Genomic DNA, 18,108 nt, shown 5'->3' with positions numbered 1-18,108 from the left:
CGAATGGAGCGGGCGAAGAGATTCGAACTCTCGACATCCACCTTGGCAAGGTGGCGCTCTACCACTGAGCTACGCCCGCATCGAAGAGGCTGAAAACAGCGCCCCGCGACGAGGAGGCGGCTTATGGCAGAGCGATCCGGGCTTGGCAAGCACTGTTGGCCAACTTCATGGGGATGAATGTCGCACTTGCGGAACCGGCCGTTTGAGCGGCTCATTGGACCCTTGGATTTGAGGTCGGGGCCTGGGTTTGCGTCTCTTCGTGTTCGGATTGGGCTTCGTCGGCGCCGCTTTCGCCGAATCTCTGGCCGCGCAAGGCTGGTCGGTGACCGCGACGGGCCGAACGCCCGAGGCGCGGGCGGCGGTGGAGGCCCAGGGCTTCGCGGCGGTGGACCCCGACGACAAGGCCGCGATGGTCGAGGCCATGCGCGGCGTCAACGCCGTGCTGGTCACCTCGCCGCCGACCGGCGAGGGCTGCCCGGCCCTGGAGGCGGTGATTCCCGCCCTGGCGGCGGCCGAGGCCTTCCCCGACTGGATCGGCTATCTCTCCACCACCGGCGTCTATGGCGACTTCGACGGCCGCTGGGTGTTCGAATCGAGCCCGCTGAAGGCCCAGTCGGTCGAGGGCGCGCGCCGCGTGGGCGCCGAGCGCGACTGGCGCCAGGTTTGCCGGGGCATGGGGCTGACGGTCGTGACCTTCCGCCTGCCGGGGATCTACGGCCCGGGCCGCAGCGCCTTCGACCGCCTGAAGGCCGGCGAGGGCCGCCGCATCGTCAAGCCGGGCCAGGTATTCAGCCGCATCCATCGCGACGACATCGTCTCGGGCCTGCTGGCCTCGCTGGAGCGCCCCCGCGCCGGCGCCGTCTACAATCTCTGCGACGACGAGCCGGCCCCGCCGCAGGACGTCATGGAGCATGCCGCCCTGCTGTTGGGCGTCCCGGTCCCGCCGGACCTGCCGTTCAACGCCCTGGGCCTGTCGCCGGCCACCCGCCGCTTCTACGCCGAGAACAAGCGCGTCTCGAACGCCCTGGCCAAGGCCGAGCTCGGCTGGCGGCCGAAGTATCCGACCTATCGCGAAGGCCTGGCGGCGATCTTGAAAGGGTAGGGAGCTTAGGTGATCGAGTCCGGCAGCAACCTGCCGCTTCGCTTCAAGCGGCTCTCGATCAGCAGCCAGATGTCGCGCAGCCGGTGCACATGCAGGTCATCCAGGACGATGTTGGCGAAATGGATGAGCGTCTGATCGGGTGAGTCGGGCATCGGCCGGCCTCGGTGGTCGGTCGGGATCTCACCCAGCAACTGCGCCACGTAGTCGCCGAACTCGGTCGAGCCTACGAGACCGGGATTGGTGGCTTTCCTCAGATCCCAGAAGCGCCAGGCGCGTTTGGGCTGCTCGGGCGGAATGGTGAACATCAGAGCGCCGACCAGTCGGCGCAACTGCGATGTCGTTTTCTCCCCAAGGATCGCGCGCTCCACATCGAAGACGGTGCGTATGTTGAAGCTTCTCAGCGCCAGGAAGCGCTCCGGACCGACGACGGTGCACAGCTGCGCCTGGGCGACCCAGTCTATGCACTGATAGATGCCGTAGGGGGTCTCGACGAACAGCATGATGGGATTGGCGACCGCCAGGTGTTGGACCTCGTAGATGTCGGCCTGCTGCAGCCGAAAGCGGATGAAGAAGTCTATTCCGTCGATCACCTCCGGCGAGATCGACTTGGTCGAGGCCAGAAGGCTGTTGTCCCTGATCTTGGAGCCTTGCAGGTTCTGAAACCTGCTGATCAGCTCGTTGACCGCCAGATCGGGCAGCAGCCCGAGAATGAAGGCGGCGGCGTACCAGGTGAACGGCAGTCCGTCGGCGTCGAGCGTGTTGACGATCGGAACATTCTCCAGAGGCGGGAGCATCGTGATCAGGTCGGGGAAGGCCCGGAAGAGCGTGATCGCGCCGGCGACCCCGATCACGACATGCACGCACAGGCGCGTGAAGGTGAGCGGCGAGAGGTCGAACGTGGCCACCGCCCTGACCAGGGTGTTGAGCGCGAAAAGGTACGCGCCCAGAAAGGCGAAGGCGGCCACGGTCAGCACCTCGCCGACATAGGCCTCGTCGGGATGGCGCAGGCCGCCGACGAGCAGGACGGGGCGCCACGGCTTTTCCAGCAGGACGTCCCACGAGGCCGTGCCCAGACAGCAGAGCAGAAGGTAGAAGCCGAAGGTGGAAAGCAGGGCGAAGGGCGCCGCGGCGGCCATGAGGCGCCAGCTGCTTGCGACGCGCAGCCAGGCGATATGCTGCTTGTTCTTGATGATGGTGGCCTGAGCGTCGCTCAGGTCTTCGAGATATTTTTCCCGCGTGTACTCGAGAGACGTGACGTAGCCGTCTATGGGGCCCGCTGTCCGGCTCGGTTCGGCTCCTTTGTCGGCGGGACGCTCCGTCTCCTCGGAAGGCCCAGATCGCCGCCGGCCGCCCTGCTCGAACGTCGTCTGGAATTGGTCGAGAATCCGCAGCCTCTGAAGGCGCACCTGATGGCGCAGATAGATGAAGGTCGCCGGCGCGATGCAGGCGAAAAGCAGCGCCAGGATGAACGGCGCCAGGCCGTTGTTCGTCGTCAGACCCATAGGCATGCCCCCCGGCTGCTCGGCCTTCCAGTCCAGCAAAGGCGGCAAGGCCTTCACATGGATTTCAAAGAACGATGATATGCAACCTTGGGTGAGTCAATCGGGATCGATGACGCCTGACGTTTGTTTTGACCGGGCGAGAAGGTCTCTACTCCTCCTCGTCCCCCAGGTCCGCCGCGGCCCAAGCGGCCGTCGGGGCCTGTCCCGCCGAACGCGCGCGGGCGGCGCGGGCGAGGCGGCGGGCGACCGGGTCGTCGTCGACCGGCGTGGCCAGCACACGGGCTTCGGCGACGGCGGCGGTCAGGCGTTCCAGGTCCTGCGGGCGCGACAGGCGGTGGTCGCCGTCCTTGATCAGCGAGAAGACGACGTCCTGGCTGGTCAGGCCGTTGGCCAGCTCCAGGGCGTGGGTCCAGGGCACGGCGTCGTCCTGGCCGCCCTGCAGCACGCGCACCGGAACGTCGATCGGCACGGGGCCGGGCAGGATCGACCAGCGGCCGCCGTCCTCCAGCAGGTCGCGGGTGATGGCGTAGCCGTCGTCGTCATATTCGGAGGGACGAACCCAGAAGCCGTCGCGCTCGATCGCCGCCTTGGCCTCGTCCGAAAGCTCGGGCCCCATCAGCTTTTCGGTGAAGTCGGGCGCGGGGGCGACCAGCACCAGGGCTTTCACCCGCTCGGGCCGGGCGATGGCGGCCAGGCAGGCCAGCCAGCCGCCCATCGACGAGCCGACCAGCACCAGCGGACCCTCGGTCAACGCGTCGATCACCGCCAGGGCGTCGGCGCGCCAGCGGCTGATCGTGCCGTCCTTGAACGCGCCCGATGATTCGCCGTGGCCGAAATAGTCGAAGCGCAGATAGGCTCCGCCCGTCGCCAGGGCCTGTTCGGCCAGAACCTGGGCCTTGGTTCCGGTCATGTCGGAGTGAAAACCGCCGAGCCAGACCACCGTGGGGCCTTCGCCGTCCACCTGGCGGTACGCGAGACGCTGATTTTCCTCGCGCGGATGGAAATCGCGGACTTCGGTCATGGCGCGGCCTTGTTCGTTTCGCTAACTAGCTTCTCCTAACCTCTTCAGAGCGCGGCGTGTCCATCCTTCCCGATGATTTCACCCTGCTGCAGGTGACTCCGGAACTGGAGACCGGCGGCGCCGAGCAGACCACGATCGACGTGGCCCATGGCGTGGTCGCCCTGGGCGGCAAGGCCCTGGTCGCCACGCGCGGCGGCCGCATGGCCGCGCGGCTGGAGGCCGACGGCGGTCGCCTGGCCCAGATGCCGGCCCAGTCGAAGAACCCGCTGGTGATGCTGGGCAACGCCGCCCGCCTGATCGACCTGATCCGCCGCGAGAAGGTGACCCTGGTCCACGCCCGCTCGCGCGCCCCGGCCTTCTCGGCCCTGTGGGCGGCGCAGGCGACCAAGGCGCCGTTCGTGGCCACCTATCACGGGGTCTACAACGCCAAGTCCAGCCTCAAGCGCTGGTACAACGCGGTGATGACCAAGGGCGACCTGGTGATCGCCAATTCCGAATACACCCGCGCCCACGTCATCGCCGAGCACGGTATCGATCCCGACAGGGTGGTCGCCATTCCGCGCGGGGTGGACCTCTCGCGCTTCGAGCCCAGCTTCGTCTCGGCCGACCGGGTCGAGGCCCTTCGCCAGGCCTGGGGCGTGGCCCCCGACGAGCGACGCCTGAAGGTGCTGCTGGCAGGCCGGCTGACCCGCTGGAAGGGGCAGGGGCTGGCGATCCAGGCGCTGGCCCGGCTGAAGGCCCTGGGCGACTCCCGGATCCTGCTGCTGCTGGCCGGCGACGACCAGGGCCGCAAGGGCTATCGCGCCGAGCTTGAGCACATGATCGCCCAGGCCGGCCTGGAAGACAGCGTCAAGCTGGTGGGCCACTGCGACGACATGCCGGCCGCCTACCTGCTGGCCGATCTGGCCATCGCTCCGTCGCTGGAGCCGGAGGCCTTCGGCCGCACGGCGGTCGAGCCCCAGGTCATGGGCCGTCCGGTGATCGCCGCCGACCATGGCGCGGCGCGCGAGACGGTGGTCCCCGGCGAGACCGGCTGGCTGGCCGCGCCCGGCGACGTCGAGGCCTGGGCCAAGGCCCTGAACGACGCCTGCGAGGCGGGCGCGGCCGGACGCCAGGCCATGGGCCAGGCCGCCCGCACCCGAGCCCGCCGGTTGTATTCTGTGGACGCCATGGTCGAGGCGACCCTTAAGGTCTATGCGCGCGTGATCGCGGCCCATAGGGCCGGTGCGAGAGTTTCGGAGTCGAAGGGTTGAGCAAGGAGATCAAGAAGGTCCTGGTCATCAAGCTGGGCGCGCTGGGCGATTTCGTCCTGGCCCTGGCGGCGATGAAGAAGATCCGCGAGGCTCACCCGCGCGCCAAGATCACCCTGCTGACCACCCCGCCGTTCGAAGCCCTGGCGCGCCTGTCGCCCTATTTCAACGCCGTCGAGGTGGACGGCCGTCCGTCCGACGCCGGCGACCTCTTCAAGATGCTGGGCCGCATCCGCAAGGCCAAGTACGACCGCGTCTACGACCTGCAGACCAACAGCCGCACCGGCTGGTACTTCCAGGCCCTGCGGCCGTTCCCGCCGCAATGGTCGGGCATCGCCAAGGGCGCCAGCCTGCCCCAGCGCGGCCGCGCCCGCTATCACATGCACACCCTGGAGCGGCACGCCGACCAGCTGCGCCAGGCCGGTATCTGGCCCGACGCGCCGATCGAGCCGGGCAGCGCCCCGCCGCCGGACCTGTCGTGGATCCTGCGCAAGCACAAGGACGCCCGGCCGGTGGCCGGGGCCGTGGCGCCCAAGCCCTATGTGCTGCTGGTGCCCGGCGGCTCGGCCCACCGGCCCGAGAAGCGCTGGCCGGTCGAGAGCTACGCCCAGCTGGCGGCGCTGCTGAAGTCCAAGGGCCTCGACATCGTCATCATCGGCGGGCCGCAGGAAAGCGCCATGGCCCGCCAGATCCAGAAGGCGGCCGGCCAGGCCCGCGACCTCACCGGCCGCACCGACTTCGCCCAGCTGGCGGTGCTCGGCGCCAAGGCCGCGCTGGTGGTCGGCAACGACACCGGCCCGACCCACCTGCTGGCGGCGGCCGGCGCGCCGACCATCGCCCTGTTCTCCGACGCCTCGGACCCGGCTCTGTGCGGCCCGCGCGGCCACGTGGCGGTGATCCGCTCGCCCGACCTCAAGGCCCTGCCGGTCAGCACCGTGGCCAGCACGGCGATCTCGCTGCTGCCGCGGTAGGTTTTTCCTTCTCCCATAGGGAGAAGGTGGCGCGTCAGCGCCGGATGAGGGGTTAGGGACCGAAGACGGCGTGCCGGCACGACGTCCACCACTGTAACCCCTCACCCTCCCACGCTACGCGCGGGCCCCTCCCTCTCCCTTTGGGAGAGGGTTACAGCTTGCGCGCCATGAACACCCGCGCCGCCTCGTCCAGCCCCCGCGCCAGATGCTCGGCCCTGATCGCCGCCATGCCCGGCGTCAGCGCGCGGACCTCCACGAACCCCAGCCGCGCGTAGTAGGGCGCGTTCCAGGGCACGTCGCGGAAGGTCGACAGGACGAGGCCGCCCTCCGTCCGCGCGGCGACGGCGTCCAGCAGGGCCGCGCCGATCCGGCGGCCGGCGAAGGCGGGCAGGACGTCTAGCTGCTCCACATAGAGCCCGTCCTCCAACGGCCGGAACATCACGAAGCCGGCGATGACCCCGTCCGCCTCGGCGACCAGCAGGCCGTCCTCGGCCATGCGCCGGACCAGCACCGCCGCAGGCGTCGGCTCGTCGGCGGCGATGGCGTCCATCAGGCCGACGAAGCGCTGTGCCGAGGCGCGCTCCAGCGCACGGATCGTCTCGACCTCGACGGCGCGAGCGGGACGTAGCAGGATGGGAGTCGTGGGGGCGCGGGTCATCTGGAACCAAGCCGAAAGCTGAGCGGTTTACGGTTCCAAGTTATCGAGGAGTCCGTCATGCGCATCACCACCGGCAAGCCGTACGCCCATCGCACCCTGGCCGGCCGCGAAGCGTTCCAGCCGGACACCAGCGGAAACAGCGCCGGCGCGCAACTGGCCATAGGCCTGGCCCTGGCCGGCGGGGCGCTGCTGGCCGCGACGCTGATGGGCCGACGCCACGAGCGGGTGATCGACGACGAGGAATACGCGGTCGGCTACGCCGAGATGCACGAGCCCGTCGCCCACCAGCCCAAGCCTCTGACCAGCCTGCTGCTGCCGCCGCTGTTCATCGCCATGACCCTGTCGGGCCTGCGCACCTGGAACGCGCCGTCCAGCCCCGCCCGCACCCGCGCGCTTACCCTGTGGAGCCTGACCCAGGGCTTCAACGCCCTGTGGCTGGCGTTCGGCACGAAGCGGGGCGGCGGCCAGCTGGCCGTGGCCACCGCCTCGCTGGGCGCCTCGGCCGCCTACGCCGTCGAGGCCCGCAAGGTCGGCGGCGCCTCGTCGCCCGACCTCGGCTGGCTGGGCGTGGCCAACGCCCTGACCGCCCAGCTGTGGCGGCGTTCGCCGGTTCGGCCCACCTTGCACTGAGCGCCCCAACGCGGCTTCCTCCTCGTTCTCGAGACGGGGAGGGGCATGCGGATTCGGTTGGGTCATCTGGTTGTCGCCATCGGCCTGTTCGCGGTCGAGGTCGCCATCGCCCTGTGGTGGCGCGACCGTTTCGTGCGGCCCTATCTGGGCGACGTGCTGGCCGTGGCCATGGTCCATTTCGGCCTTCGCGGCATAACCCCGTTGAATGCGACGAGCGCCGCGGCCTGCGCCTTCGGCCTGGGCGTGGCCATCGAGCTTGGCCAGGCGGCGCACGTCCTGGCCCTGGTCGGACTGCAGGGCAACGCCCTGGCCCGCGTGGTGTTTGGCGGGGTGTTCGATCCGAGCGACCTGGTCTGCTACGGCCTGGGCGGCGTCCTGGCGCTTCTCGCCGATCGCCGGGCGACGGGAAGATCCGTGATCGGAGCGAAACGCGCGGCCTGAAGGGCGGGCGCCGAAAGCGTCGCCATGCGCGAATGAAGAGCGTCCACAACCGCTCCACAGGAGTCGGAGAACGCCGGTATTGACTTCCGCTGCCCAGTCTTTACGCATTCGCCCCGGCTTATGAGATCGCATCTCAAAAGCGCGCCGTCAGGGGACGACGGCGACGATAATCGCTGCGGGGGAACGGCCGGTTGGCTTTCGACGACGCGACCTATCATGAGGGCTTCTCGGCCCTGGCGCGCCGCGTATCGCGACGCTCGACCGGCCGTGGCCCGCGAGATGCGCGCCCGGCCTGGCGGCTGGTCGAGATCGGCGTCGCCGGCGGGCTGGCGGCCCTGCTGCTGGTGTTCTTCTGGCTCGACCTGCGGCCCGACATCGACACCGCGCCGGAGCACCCGTTTTTCTGGCTGAAGTTGGTCTTCACCGCCTCGCTGGGCGCGGCCGGGTTCGACGGTCTGGCGCGCCTGCTGCGCCGGGGTCCGCCGGCGCCGACCGCCGTGCTGGTGGCCGCGGCCGCGGCCCTGGTGTTCCTGGTCGGCGGCGTGACCGAGGTCCTGCGCCTGGATCCGGACAGTCTGGCGCGCCTGTTCCGGCCCGCCTCGGTGACGGCCTGCTTCTTCAACATCGTCGTCATGGCCCTGCCGACCCTGCTGCTCAGCCTGACGGCGCTGCGGGCGACCGACTGCGAGCGGCCGGTCCTGGCCGGCTTCGCCGCCGGTATCTTCGCCGGCGGCGTGGCCGCCAGCCTCTACGGCCTGCACTGCCCGCACTCGACCTTCGTCTTCGTGGGCCTGTGGTACACCGGCGGCGTGCTGCTGTGCGGCGCGGCCGGGGCGGCGATCAACCGCCTGGCCGCCTGATCACCCACCAAAGCAAAAGGCCCTCCCGGCGAACCGGAAGGGCCTCTGTAGCTGCCTGAAGGCGGCGAGCCTTACTCGGCGGCGGCCTTGCCGGCCGGAGCGCCGAACTTGGCGTCCAGCTCGCCGGCGGCGTAGCGCTTGGCCATGACCGCGGTCGAGATCGCCTTGATCTTGCTGGCGTGGCCGGCCGAGCCGAACTCGGTGAAGCGGGCCTGGCAGACCTTGCGCATGGCTTCCTTGGCCGGCTTCAGATAGGCGCGCGGGTCGAACTCGTGCGGCTTCTCGATCAGCAGCTTGCGGATGGCGCCGGTGATGGCCATCCGGTTGTCGGTGTCGACGTTGATCTTGCGCACGCCGTGCTTGATGCCGCGCTGGATCTCTTCGACCGGCACGCCCCAGGTCTGGGGCATCTCGCCGCCATAGGCGTTGATGATGTCCTGCAGGTCCTGCGGAACGCTGGACGAGCCGTGCATCACCAGGTGGGTGTTGGGCAGGCGGCGGTGGATTTCCTCGATCACGTTCATGGCCAGGACGTCGCCGTCCGGCTTGCGCGTGAACTTGTAGGCGCCGTGGCTGGTGCCCATGGCGATGGCCAGAGCGTCGACGCCCGTGGCCTGCACGAAGTCGACCGCCTGGTCAGGATCGGTCAGCAGCTCGTCATGCGACAGCTTGCCCTCGAAGCCGTGGCCGTCCTCGGCCTCGCCCATGCCGGTTTCCAGCGAGCCCAGCACGCCCAGTTCGCCCTCGACCGAGACGCCGCAGCTGTGGGCCATCTGGACCACCTTGCGGGTGACGTCGACGTTGTACTCGTAGGAGGCCGGGGTCTTGGCGTCCTCCATCAGCGAGCCGTCCATCATCACCGAGGTGAAGCCGTACTGGATCGCCGTGGCGCAGGTCGCCGGGCCGTTGCCGTGGTCCTGGTGCATGCACACCGGGATGTGGGGATAGAGCTCGACCAGGCCGTCGATCAGGCGGGTCAGGATGATGTCGTTGGCGTAGTTGCGCGCCCCGCGCGACGCCTGGATGATGACCGGGCTGTCGACCGCGTCGGCGGCCTCCATGATGGCCAGGCCCTGTTCCATGTTGTTGATGTTGAAGGCGGGCAGGCCGTACTCATGCTCCGCCGCATGGTCCAGCAACTGCCTAAGCGTGATCCTCGCCACGTGGTCTTTCTCCTGCAAGCTTGAAGTCGTTGGGTTGGTTCTTGTTTTTGGGGCGCGGCGCTTTTGCGCTCTTTGCCCAGGGTTCCCGGAGCCGGTTCCTCGTCCGGTGATCCGAGAGCGGAAGCCCCGGACCCGAAAGGCTCGGGGCGGGGCGTTCCGACTTTGCTGAGGTCCGGCGCCGTTCGGCTGGCCGGAGAAGGTCCTCCCTTTAGGCCTCCAGGGCCGCGACGCCCGGAAGCGTCTTGCCCTCCATCCATTCCAGGAACGCGCCGCCCGCCGTCGAAACGAAGGTGAAGTCGGCCGACACGCCCGCGTGGTTGAGCGCAGCGACAGTATCACCGCCGCCTGCAACCGCCACGATCTTACCCGATTTAGCCAGTTCCGCCGCGTGTTTCGCCGCCGAAACGGTCGCTTCATCGAACGGTTGCACCTCGAAAACGCCCAACGGGCCGTTCCAGATCAAGGTGACGCTTTGATCCATGGCCGCCAGCAGGCGCTTGGCGCTCTCCGGGCCGGCGTCGAGGATCAGGTCGTCGGACTGCACTTCGCCAAGGCCGCGCACGGCGGTCTCGACGCCCGGGGCGACCTTCTTGGCCACCACCACGTCGACCGGCAGCAGCAGTTCGCAGCCGGCCGTCTCGGCCTTGGCGATGATCTCGCGGGCGGTGTCGGCCAGGTCCTTTTCGCAGAGCGAGCCGCCGACGTCGTGGCCCTGGGCGAAGAGGAAGGTGTTGGCCATGCCGCCGCCGATGGCCAGGCGGTCCAGCTTGGCGACCAGGTTGTTGAGCAGGTCGAGCTTGGTCGAGACCTTCGAGCCGCCGACGATGCCGATCACCGGCTTCTTCGGGTTGCCCAGGGCGGCGTCCAGGGCTTCCAGCTCGCGCTGCATGGCCAGGCCCGGATAGGCCGGCAGCAGCTTGGCCAGGCCCTCGGTCGAGGCGTGGGCGCGGTGGGCGGCGCTGAAGGCGTCGTTGACATAGACGTCGCCGTTAGCGGCCAGGGCCTTGGCGAACTCGGGATCGTTCTTCTCTTCGCCGGCGTGGAAGCGGACGTTCTCCAGCAGGGCGACGCCGCCGTTCTCCAGGCCGTCTACGACCTTGGCGGCCTCGGGACCGATGGCGTCGCTGGCGAAGGCCACCGGCTGCTCAAGCAGCTTGCTCAGCGGCTCGGCGACGAAGGAGAGGCTCATCTCCGGCACGACCTTGCCCTTGGGGCGGTCGAAGTGGGCCAGCAGCACCACCTTGGCGCCGGCCTTGGACAGGAAGGCGATGGTCGGCAGGGCCGCGCGCAGGCGGGTGTCGTCCGTGATCCGGCCGCCGTCGACGGGCACGTTGAAGTCCACCCGGACCAGGGCGCGCTTGCCGGCGAGATCGGCGGTGTCGAGGGTGCGGAAGGTCATGGATTTTCCATCTAGCGAGTAGCGCCGGCCGTCGTAACGCAGAAGCCGGCCACCATGGACAACAGGAACATCGCGGCGGGAACCACCACGTGAGCGAGATGCATGCGCCGACGGCGCGAGGCGTAGAAGTGAAGGCCCAGGGCCGCCAGCCAGCCCACGACCGCGGCCATCACGGCCGCGTTGCTCTGAAGCAGGGGAACGTCCAGCAGAGGAGGTTCGGCCAGCAGCGCTTCCTTGCGCGCGGCGCGGGCCTCCCAATGGGTCACCGTCATGGCGCCGCCCAGCGCGACGGGCAGGGCCGTAAGATACAGAACGAACGAGACGATCCAGGTCCACAGGCGGGCGATCGGATGCGCCCGGACGAGTGGTTCTGTGGACAGGGTCGTCATCTAGGTCCTTTGCCGGCGGGCCAAGCAAAACCCCCGCCCTTGGAAGGGCGGGGGTTGGGTCGGCTGCTTAGAGGAACTTCGCCATTTCCAGAGCGGTGTCGCTCATGCGGGTCGCGAAGCCCCACTCGTTGTCGTACCAGCTGAGCACGCGGACCAGCTTGCCCTCGATGACCTGGGTCTGGGGCAGAGCGGCCGTCGAGCTGGCGGCGATATGGTTGAGGTCCGACGAGACCAGCGGCTCGGTGGTGGTGAACAGCACGCCCTTCATGGCGCCGTCGGCGGCGGCCTGCAGAGCGGCGTTGACCTCGTCGACGGTGGTGTCGCGCGAGGGCACGACCTTCAGGTCGATGACCGAGACGTTCGGGGTCGGGACGCGGATCGACGAGCCGTCGAGCTTGCCCTTCAGTTCCGGCAGCACCAGGCCCAGGGCCTTGGCGGCGCCGGTCGAGGTCGGGATCATGCTCAGGGCCGCGGCGCGGGCGCGGTAGAGGTCCTTGTGCATGGTGTCCAGCGTCGGCTGGTCGCCGGTGTAGCTGTGGATCGTGGTCATGTAGCCACGCTCGATGCCGACCAGGTCGTGCAGGACCTTGGCCACCGGGGCCAGGGCGTTGGTGGTGCACGAGCCGTTCGAGACGATGATGTCGTCGGCGGTCAGGGTCTCGTGGTTGACCTTGTAGACGATGGTCTTGTCGGCGCCGTCGGCGGGAGCCGAGACCAGCACGCGCTTGGCGCCGGCCTTCAGGTGCAGGGCGGCCTTGTCCTTGGCGGTGAAGATGCCGGTGCACTCGAAGGCGATGTCGACGCCGAGGTCGCCGTGCGGCAGTTCCTCGGGGTTGCGGATCGCGGTGACCTTGATCTTGCCCGTGCCGACGTCGATCCAGTCCTCGCCCGAGGTGACGACGCCGGGGAAGCGGCCGTGCACGCTGTCGTAGCGCAGCAGGTGGGCGTTGGTCTCGACCGGGCCCAGATCGTTGATCGCCACCACCTCGATGTCGCGGCGGCCGTTCTCGGCGATGGAGCGCAGCACGAGGCGGCCGATGCGGCCGAAGCCGTTGATGGCGACGCGAAGGGCCATGTGGTCTTTCTCCTCACGATCGGACCCGCTCGGAAGCGAGCGGCGTTCCTTGATTTTGCAGGCGGTTTCGCGGTCGCGAGAGCCGAAGTCAAGCCCAGGAACGCTCACAACAGATTAGCTATTGTTGTGACGCCGGTAACATCGCCCAATTGTGGTCACGCCCGCTGGCGAAGTCGGCGGCGATCTATATGTTGCGCCGCATGATGGGAACTTGCCGATGACCCCGGGCGAAGGAAGCGCCCTCGACCTGGCCGCGCGCCGGCTCGAACGCGCCGTCGCGAACCTGGAGCAGAAAATCGCCGCCGAGCGGGCCGAGCATGCGCGTCTTGCCGCCCAGCCGACCTCGGGCGACCTGTTCGAGGCGCCGCCGGCACCGGCCGACGCCGCGGTGGTCGAGCAGGCCGCCCAGCTGGCCGCCGACCTGGAAGCCGCCCGCGTGCGCGAGCGCGCCTTGGAACAGGCCGGCGAGCAGGCCAGCGAGGCCCTGGGCCGCGCCATCGCCGAGATCCGCGCCGCCCTGGGCGACGAAAGCCTGATCGGCGAAGGCGTCCACGACGACGAGGAGGGGGCACCCGACGATCTCGAGGACGATCTGGAGCCGCCGTTCGACGAGGACGATCCGCCCTTCGACCCCGACCCGCCCGCGAAGGCCTGAGCCCATGGCGCAATTGACCATCCACGTGAACGGCCGGCCCTACACCGTCGGCTGCGAAGACGGCCAGGAGGCCCACCTCCTCGAGATCGCGCGCCTGTTCGACCGCCAGGTCCGCCAGGTCAGCCAGGAGGTCGGGCAGCTGGGCGAGACGCGCCTGTTCCTGATGGGCGCCCTGCTGCTGGCCGACGAGCTGTCGGACCTGAAGCTGCGCCTGGCCCACAACCAGTCGGAACTGGCCCGCCTGCAGAACGAGCAGACCCGCGTCGAAATCCGCGCCATCAAGGCCATCGACGCCGCCGCCGAACGCATCGAGAAGCTGGCGGCGGGGTAGGGCGCTCGCCCTTCGCTCCGCCGACGAGGCGGGGAGGGGCCGCTCGTCTCGTCGCCCGCCACGCTCGGACTCCGGCGCGGCGGGCATTCTCGCAAATCCCAATCCTTGCTCGCGACCGCTCTGCGGCCGTCCCACGGTCTCTCCGCGGACGCATCGCTTGACGATAAGTATTTAAGCAATTAGCTATTTATCTTGTGCGTCGTGGCTTTCCGACTGGGCCTTCGCGTACTGGAGGGAAGCATAGAATGACTTCATCCGCCTTCGGGGGCGCCGGCGCGCGGGCGCGCTACCTGCTCGCCTCGCTCGCCGTGTTGCTGGCCCAGCATCTGGTCCTGTTGGCCATCGTGTGGTGGGCGCGCGAGCCGGGCGTTCCGCCCTGGTGGATCTGGATCAATCCCGGCCGCGCCCTGGTGATGGACGCGGCGATGCAGCGGCAAAGCCTGGGCGTCGCGGCGCTGCCCCTCGGCCTGGTCGTGACGCTGGTTGCGGACATCCTGCTGGTCATGCTGGCGTTCCGGCGCGCCCGCGACGTGCGGGGATCGGCCTGGATCGCGCTGCTGGCCCTCACGCCCCTGCTGCAGGTGCTGGTGATCGCCTGGCTGACCGTGGCGCCCGGCCGGCCGGAACACCAGGGCGAGGTCGCGGTTGTCGACCGCCTGGCCGTTCGCACGGCGGCTTTCGGCCTGCTGGCGGGCGTGGGCCTGATCGTGCTGGTGGTCGCTTTTTCGGCCCTGGTCCTGGGCGTCTACGGGTACGCCCTGTTCGTGGGCTCGCCGTTCCTGATCGCTCTCGTCATCGGCTACATCGCCAATCGTCCCGAGCGGGTGACGCTGGGGTGGACGTTCAGCCTGGCCGTGTTCGCTTTCCTGATGGGCGGCCTGGCGCTGGTCGGCTTCGCGTTCGAAGGCGTGATCTGCCTGGTGATGGCCACACCGCTGATCGTGGCGATGGGCCTGGCCGGGGCGATGATCGGCCGGGCCCTTGCGGGGCTGGGGCGGCGGGGGCGGGGAACGACCCTCGCCAGCGTCGCGGTCCTGCCGCTGCTGCTGGCGGGTGAGGCCCTGGCCCCGCCGCGCGCCGATTTCGAGAGCGTGGAGTCGGTGGAGGTCGCCGCGCCGCCAGCCGCCGTCTGGGATTCCGTGGTCCACATGGGGCCGATCCCCGGCGCGCCGGCCGCCCCCTTCCGCTGGGGGCTGGCCTATCCGATGCGGGGAGAGATCCAGGGCGAGGGCGTCGGCGCGATCCGTCGCGGCGTCTTCTCGACTGGCGTGGCCTACGAACGCGTCACCGCCTGGGAGCCGGAGAAGCGGCTGGACTTCATCGTCCTCAGCGACCCGCCTTCGCTGAAGGAGCTCAGCCCTTACGACCATGTGAACGCGCCGCACATGAACGGCTACTTCCGCACCCGGGACGCGCGCTTCTCCATCACGCCGCTGCCGGGCGGGCGCAGCCGCCTGACCCTGGCCACCCACCACGACCTGGATCTGGCGCCGGCAACCTACTGGACGCCGATGGCGCAATGGGCGGTGCACGCCAACAAGCGGCGGGTGCTGAATCACTTCCGCCGGCAAGCCGAAGCCGGCGCTCGGGCGCCTGCGACATCGATTTCGGAATAGGGGCCTATCGCCGGAGCCTCCGAACCCCTATCTTGTTCGGTGGCGGGTCGTGCTGCGGCTCTCGTCGAAGATTTCTATTCCCAGGGACCTTAATCTCTCTATCGGGACCTGTTCCCTCCCGTGGCCGTGGCTGCGGGAACACGGGGCCCACCTGTAACTAACAGGTTCGAGTGGATTGAAACGTCTTCACGGTTCTTCGCGGCGCCGCCACCCTTTACCTCTCCCGCCATTCCCGCGTTAGAAGTCGGCCATGACCATCGCCGACCCCGCCGCCGCCAAGTCCGCCCTGCGCGTCTTTGTGCGCAATCGCCGCAAACAGCTGGCTCTCGAGCACCCCGAAGCCGACTGGATGCTGGTCGACGCCGGGCGCGAGGCGCTGTCGGCGCGGTTTCCGCGGCCGCAAGGCAAGGTCGCCGCCGTCTATCATGGCCTGGGATCCGAGGTTTCGGCCCGCGCCCTGGCCGACTGGCTCGCCGAGCAGGGCTGGAGCCTGGCCCTGCCCAGCGTCGAGGGCGCCGATCCGCACGGCAAGGGCGGCCGCATGGTGTTTCGCGCCTGGACGCCGGGCGAGCCCCTGGCCCGCGACGCCATCGGCCTGGTCGCGCCCGTCGCCGAAAACCCGGTCGTCCAGCCCGATCTCGTGGTCGCGCCGTTGCTCGGCTACGACCGCGAGGGCCGCCGCCTGGGGCAGGGGGGCGGCTACTACGACCGGGCCCTGGAAGCCCTGCGCCAGCACAAGGACGTCTTCGTCCTGGGCCTGGCCTATCACGGCCAGGAAACCCGCAATCTGCCCGACGAACGGCACGATCAACGATTGGACGCCATTCTGACCGAAAACGAGTATATCGAGGTCCGAAAGGACTGATCGATCATGCGTTTTGCTTTCTTCGGCGACGTCGTCGGCAAGTCGGGCCGCGACGGCCTGGCCGACCACCTGCCGGGCCTCCGCCGCCAACTGGGCCTCGAGTTCGTCATCATCAACGCCGAGAACGCCGCCGCCGGCTTCGGCATCACCGAGAACACCGCTCGTGAGTTGTTCGACGCCGGGGCCGACTGCCTGACCCTGGGCAACCACAGCTGGGACCAGCGCGAGGCCCTGACCTACATCGTGCGCGAACCGCGCCTGATCCGTCCGGCCAACTACCCGATCCTGTCCGATGCTCCGGGCCGGGGCAGCCACCTGTTCCAGACGGATTCGGGAAAGACGGTGTTCGTCGTCAACCTGCTGGGCCGGGTGCACATGGACGCCATGGACGACCCCTTCGCCGCCGCCGACCGCGAGCTGGACAAGGCTCCGCTGGGTCAGGTCGCCGACGCCGTGATCGTCGACATGCACTGCGAGGCGACGTCCGAGAAGATGGCCATGGGCCATTATTGCGACAGCCGCGCCAGCCTGGTGGTGGGCACCCACACCCACGTGCCGACCGCCGACTGCCAGATCCTGCCCGGCGGCACGGCCTACCAGACCGACGCCGGCGCCTGCGCCGACTACGACAGCGTCATCGGCAACCAGAAGGAAGAGCCCCTGCGGCGCTTCACCACCAAGATCAGCGGCGGCCGCTACCAGCCCGCCAGCGGCCCGGCCACGGTCTGCGGCGTGTTCGTCGAGACCGACGACCGCACCGGTCTGGCGGTGCGCGTCGAGCCGATCCGCGTCGGCGGCCGGCTGAAACAGTCGGTGCCGGCGGTCTAGAACTTGCCTTCGGCGCAGGTGGTGTTGCTGAGGTTCTCGGCCGCCACCTGCGCGCAGAAGGCCTTGCCGAGCGCCGGGCGAATGGTTTTCTGCGCCGTGAGCGCCGCGTTCGAGACCTGCATCTCCGCCATCATGACCAGCATCAAGGGGGCCTCGAGCGGCTTCAGCTGGGTGTTGATCGCTTGGCTCTCCTCGGCGGTAAGCCGCTCGTGGTTGTCCAGCTTGAGACCAAGCGGCGAGGCGAAGAAGATCCTGATCTGGTCCAACTGTTCAGCGTCGCCGGCCTCGAGATAGACCTTGATGCGCGTGGATTGGGCGGTCTCGCGCAACTGCTGGCGCGGTTGGGCCGTGAGCGTGGCCAGGATCTGCTTCTGGCGGGCGTGCTGGTCCGCCGGCGCGGTCTTGTCCGTGACCCAAGTCTGCTCGTAGGTGTTTATGAGCTCTTCCGCCAGCCAGTCGGAGGAGCCTGGCGAGGTTTTGCGACGAGCCTCGGCGAGCCGGCGAGCGGCGTCCAGCCGCTCCTGCTGGGGCGAAGCCGGTTGGCCCGGTCGCGGCGTGTCCGCCAGGGCGCTGGCGGTCGACAGAATGATCGCCAGCACGGCGCCGCCAAGGTGAGTCGCTGTCCGCATCGGCTCTACTTCTTCTTCGCTGCGGGCTTGGGGCATGACGTGTTGGTCATGCCGATCTTGCCCAGGTTGGCGCAGTAGTTCTTGGTGAAGGCGGCGCGGAAGACCGGGCCGCGGCGCTGCAGCGAGGACCGGGTCGTCTCCATGGTGCCCGGCGCCAGCTGGAGGACGCGCATGAACTGCGGGTGCTCCAGGGCGTAGGCGCCCAGTTGCTCGTTCTCCTCGGGCGTCATCGCGTCGGGCGTCAGCACCGCCTTCTGGCCCAGCGGGGTTTCGTAGAAGGTGCTGAGGTCGCCGATCTCGGCTGTCGACAGCTGGGTGGCGTAGTAGGCCGCCAGGTCGTCGAGGACGCCTTGCGTCAGGCGGGTGCGGGGCGCTTCGACGGCGCTGGCGAAGGCGTCCATCACGGGGCGCTGCTTCTCGACCGGCAGGTCCTTGACCTGGCTGATGGTCTGCTCGCGGGTCTGGCCGATCAGCATGTCCAGCGTCCGGGTGACGCCCGCCTCGAGGTTCATCGCCCGCATCAGGCGGCGGCCTTGAGCGATCTGCTCGGGCGTGGCGGCGACCGGTTTGGCGGGGCTGGCCGGCGCGGCGGCCGGCTGGGCGTGGGCGCCGGCTGGTCCGGCGAGGGCCGCGGCGGCCAGAAACGCGGCGCCGAGGATACGCGTGAAGGTGTTCATTCTTCGCCCCAGATGAATGCGGGCTCGCCTTATCATTGCAGCGCTC

20 protein-coding genes, 1 tRNA gene and 1 other RNA gene are annotated in these 18,108 nt (G+C 69.1%); 12 read left to right on the top strand and 10 right to left on the bottom strand.

The window, feature by feature from the left end; all coding sequences use genetic code 11:
- Positions 1–4: 4 nt before the first annotated feature.
- Positions 5–79: transfer RNA gene (locus tag AC07NG_RS15115), tRNA-Gly, on the bottom strand.
- 168 nt (positions 80–247) lie between these two features.
- On the opposite strand from AC07NG_RS15115, the gene AC07NG_RS15110 reads away from it, so the two are divergent.
- Positions 248–1,102, top strand: coding sequence for an SDR family oxidoreductase (locus AC07NG_RS15110; RefSeq protein ID WP_492853552.1), 855 nt, complete (start codon positions 248–250; stop codon positions 1,100–1,102).
- A 5-nt stretch (positions 1,103–1,107) separates the two neighbouring features.
- Here AC07NG_RS15110 and AC07NG_RS15105 read toward each other — a convergent pair whose 3' ends face one another.
- Positions 1,108–2,661 carry a hypothetical protein gene (locus AC07NG_RS15105; RefSeq protein WP_494594867.1) on the bottom strand — a complete coding sequence of 518 codons (1,554 nt, stop codon included), beginning with the start codon at positions 2,659–2,661 and terminating at the stop codon, positions 1,108–1,110.
- A 91-nt stretch (positions 2,662–2,752) separates the two neighbouring features.
- A complete protein-coding gene (locus tag AC07NG_RS15100; protein ID WP_494594865.1) occupies positions 2,753–3,625 on the bottom strand; it encodes an alpha/beta fold hydrolase in 873 nt (290 codons plus the stop codon).
- 56 nt (positions 3,626–3,681) lie between these two features.
- Here AC07NG_RS15100 and AC07NG_RS15095 point away from each other — a divergent pair, with 56 nt between their 5' ends.
- On the top strand, positions 3,682–4,878 hold the full coding sequence (locus AC07NG_RS15095) for a glycosyltransferase family 4 protein (protein ID WP_494594863.1): 1,197 nt from the start codon (positions 3,682–3,684) through the stop codon (positions 4,876–4,878).
- Entirely contained in the window at positions 4,875–5,846 is a 972-nt protein-coding gene (locus AC07NG_RS15090) for a glycosyltransferase family 9 protein (protein ID WP_110119543.1), read from the top strand. The genes AC07NG_RS15095 and AC07NG_RS15090 overlap by 4 nt, the downstream gene beginning before the upstream one ends.
- 151 nt (positions 5,847–5,997) lie before the next feature.
- Here AC07NG_RS15090 and AC07NG_RS15085 read toward each other — a convergent pair whose 3' ends face one another.
- A complete protein-coding gene (locus AC07NG_RS15085) occupies positions 5,998–6,504 on the bottom strand; it encodes a GNAT family N-acetyltransferase (protein ID WP_494594861.1) in 507 nt (168 codons plus the stop codon).
- Positions 6,505–6,561: 57 nt separating this feature from the next.
- Between AC07NG_RS15085 and AC07NG_RS15080 the strand changes: the two genes are divergently transcribed.
- The 3 genes from AC07NG_RS15080 to AC07NG_RS15070 all read left to right on the top strand — a co-directional run bounded on the left by AC07NG_RS15080 (position 6,562) and on the right by AC07NG_RS15070 (position 8,435).
- Positions 6,562–7,134 carry a TspO/MBR family protein gene (locus tag AC07NG_RS15080; protein ID WP_110119541.1) on the top strand — a complete coding sequence of 191 codons (573 nt, stop codon included), beginning with the start codon at positions 6,562–6,564 and terminating at the stop codon, positions 7,132–7,134.
- A 45-nt stretch (positions 7,135–7,179) separates the two neighbouring features.
- Positions 7,180–7,575, top strand: a complete 396-nt coding sequence (locus AC07NG_RS15075; protein ID WP_494594859.1) for a ribosomal maturation YjgA family protein — start codon at positions 7,180–7,182, stop codon at positions 7,573–7,575.
- A gap of 191 nt (positions 7,576–7,766) precedes the next feature.
- Complete coding sequence (locus tag AC07NG_RS15070) at positions 7,767–8,435, top strand: NrsF family protein (RefSeq protein WP_494594857.1); 669 nt, start codon at positions 7,767–7,769, stop codon at positions 8,433–8,435.
- A 71-nt stretch (positions 8,436–8,506) separates the two neighbouring features.
- Here the strand turns inward: AC07NG_RS15070 and fba are convergent, their stop codons facing one another.
- From fba to gap, 4 genes are all read right to left on the bottom strand, one after another.
- Positions 8,507–9,598: a class II fructose-bisphosphate aldolase gene (fba, locus tag AC07NG_RS15065; RefSeq protein ID WP_494594856.1), complete on the bottom strand. Its 1,092-nt coding sequence runs from the start codon at positions 9,596–9,598 to the stop codon at positions 8,507–8,509.
- Between the two features lie 208 nt (positions 9,599–9,806).
- Positions 9,807–10,997, bottom strand: a complete 1,191-nt coding sequence (locus AC07NG_RS15060) for a phosphoglycerate kinase (RefSeq protein WP_494594855.1) — start codon at positions 10,995–10,997, stop codon at positions 9,807–9,809.
- Between the two features lie 11 nt (positions 10,998–11,008).
- Positions 11,009–11,386, bottom strand: coding sequence for a hypothetical protein (locus AC07NG_RS15055; RefSeq protein ID WP_494594853.1), 378 nt, complete (start codon positions 11,384–11,386; stop codon positions 11,009–11,011).
- A gap of 67 nt (positions 11,387–11,453) precedes the next feature.
- Positions 11,454–12,461: a type I glyceraldehyde-3-phosphate dehydrogenase gene (gene gap / locus AC07NG_RS15050; protein WP_487288554.1), complete on the bottom strand. Its 1,008-nt coding sequence runs from the start codon at positions 12,459–12,461 to the stop codon at positions 11,454–11,456.
- Between the two features lie 217 nt (positions 12,462–12,678).
- Here gap and AC07NG_RS15045 point away from each other — a divergent pair, with 217 nt between their 5' ends.
- The 6 genes from AC07NG_RS15045 to AC07NG_RS15020 all read left to right on the top strand — a co-directional run bounded on the left by AC07NG_RS15045 (position 12,679) and on the right by AC07NG_RS15020 (position 16,756).
- Positions 12,679–13,116, top strand: coding sequence for a hypothetical protein (locus tag AC07NG_RS15045; RefSeq protein ID WP_487288555.1), 438 nt, complete (start codon positions 12,679–12,681; stop codon positions 13,114–13,116).
- Between the two features lie 4 nt (positions 13,117–13,120).
- Positions 13,121–13,447 carry a cell division protein ZapA gene (locus tag AC07NG_RS15040; RefSeq protein WP_110119535.1) on the top strand — a complete coding sequence of 109 codons (327 nt, stop codon included), beginning with the start codon at positions 13,121–13,123 and terminating at the stop codon, positions 13,445–13,447.
- Between the two features lie 245 nt (positions 13,448–13,692).
- A complete protein-coding gene (locus AC07NG_RS15035; protein WP_494594851.1) occupies positions 13,693–15,063 on the top strand; it encodes a DUF805 domain-containing protein in 1,371 nt (456 codons plus the stop codon).
- 46 nt (positions 15,064–15,109) lie between these two features.
- Positions 15,110–15,272: non-coding RNA, 6S RNA (gene ssrS / locus AC07NG_RS15030), on the top strand.
- A 41-nt stretch (positions 15,273–15,313) separates the two neighbouring features.
- The gene (locus tag AC07NG_RS15025) at positions 15,314–15,928 is read left to right on the top strand and encodes a 5-formyltetrahydrofolate cyclo-ligase (RefSeq protein WP_494594850.1); all 615 of its coding nucleotides are present in this window, start codon (positions 15,314–15,316) and stop codon (positions 15,926–15,928) included.
- A 6-nt stretch (positions 15,929–15,934) separates the two neighbouring features.
- Positions 15,935–16,756 (top strand): TIGR00282 family metallophosphoesterase, encoded by an 822-nt coding sequence (locus AC07NG_RS15020; RefSeq protein WP_110119532.1) that lies wholly within the window; start codon positions 15,935–15,937, stop codon positions 16,754–16,756.
- Here AC07NG_RS15020 and AC07NG_RS15015 read toward each other — a convergent pair.
- Positions 16,753–17,421 (bottom strand): hypothetical protein, encoded by a 669-nt coding sequence (locus AC07NG_RS15015; protein WP_494594849.1) that lies wholly within the window; start codon positions 17,419–17,421, stop codon positions 16,753–16,755. The two genes, AC07NG_RS15020 and AC07NG_RS15015, sit on opposite strands and share 4 nt — an antisense overlap.
- Entirely contained in the window at positions 17,391–18,062 is a 672-nt protein-coding gene (locus AC07NG_RS15010) for a DUF2059 domain-containing protein (protein ID WP_492853535.1), read from the bottom strand. Before AC07NG_RS15010 ends, AC07NG_RS15015 begins: the two co-directional genes overlap by 31 nt.
- Between the last annotated feature and the right edge of the window lie 46 nt (positions 18,063–18,108).

It is taken from the genome of Caulobacter sp. GW821-FHT10C03 (genome assembly GCF_059415485.1).
The sequence above is the reverse complement of the archived record's forward strand: the minus strand, read 5'-3'. Positions and strand labels throughout refer to the sequence as shown.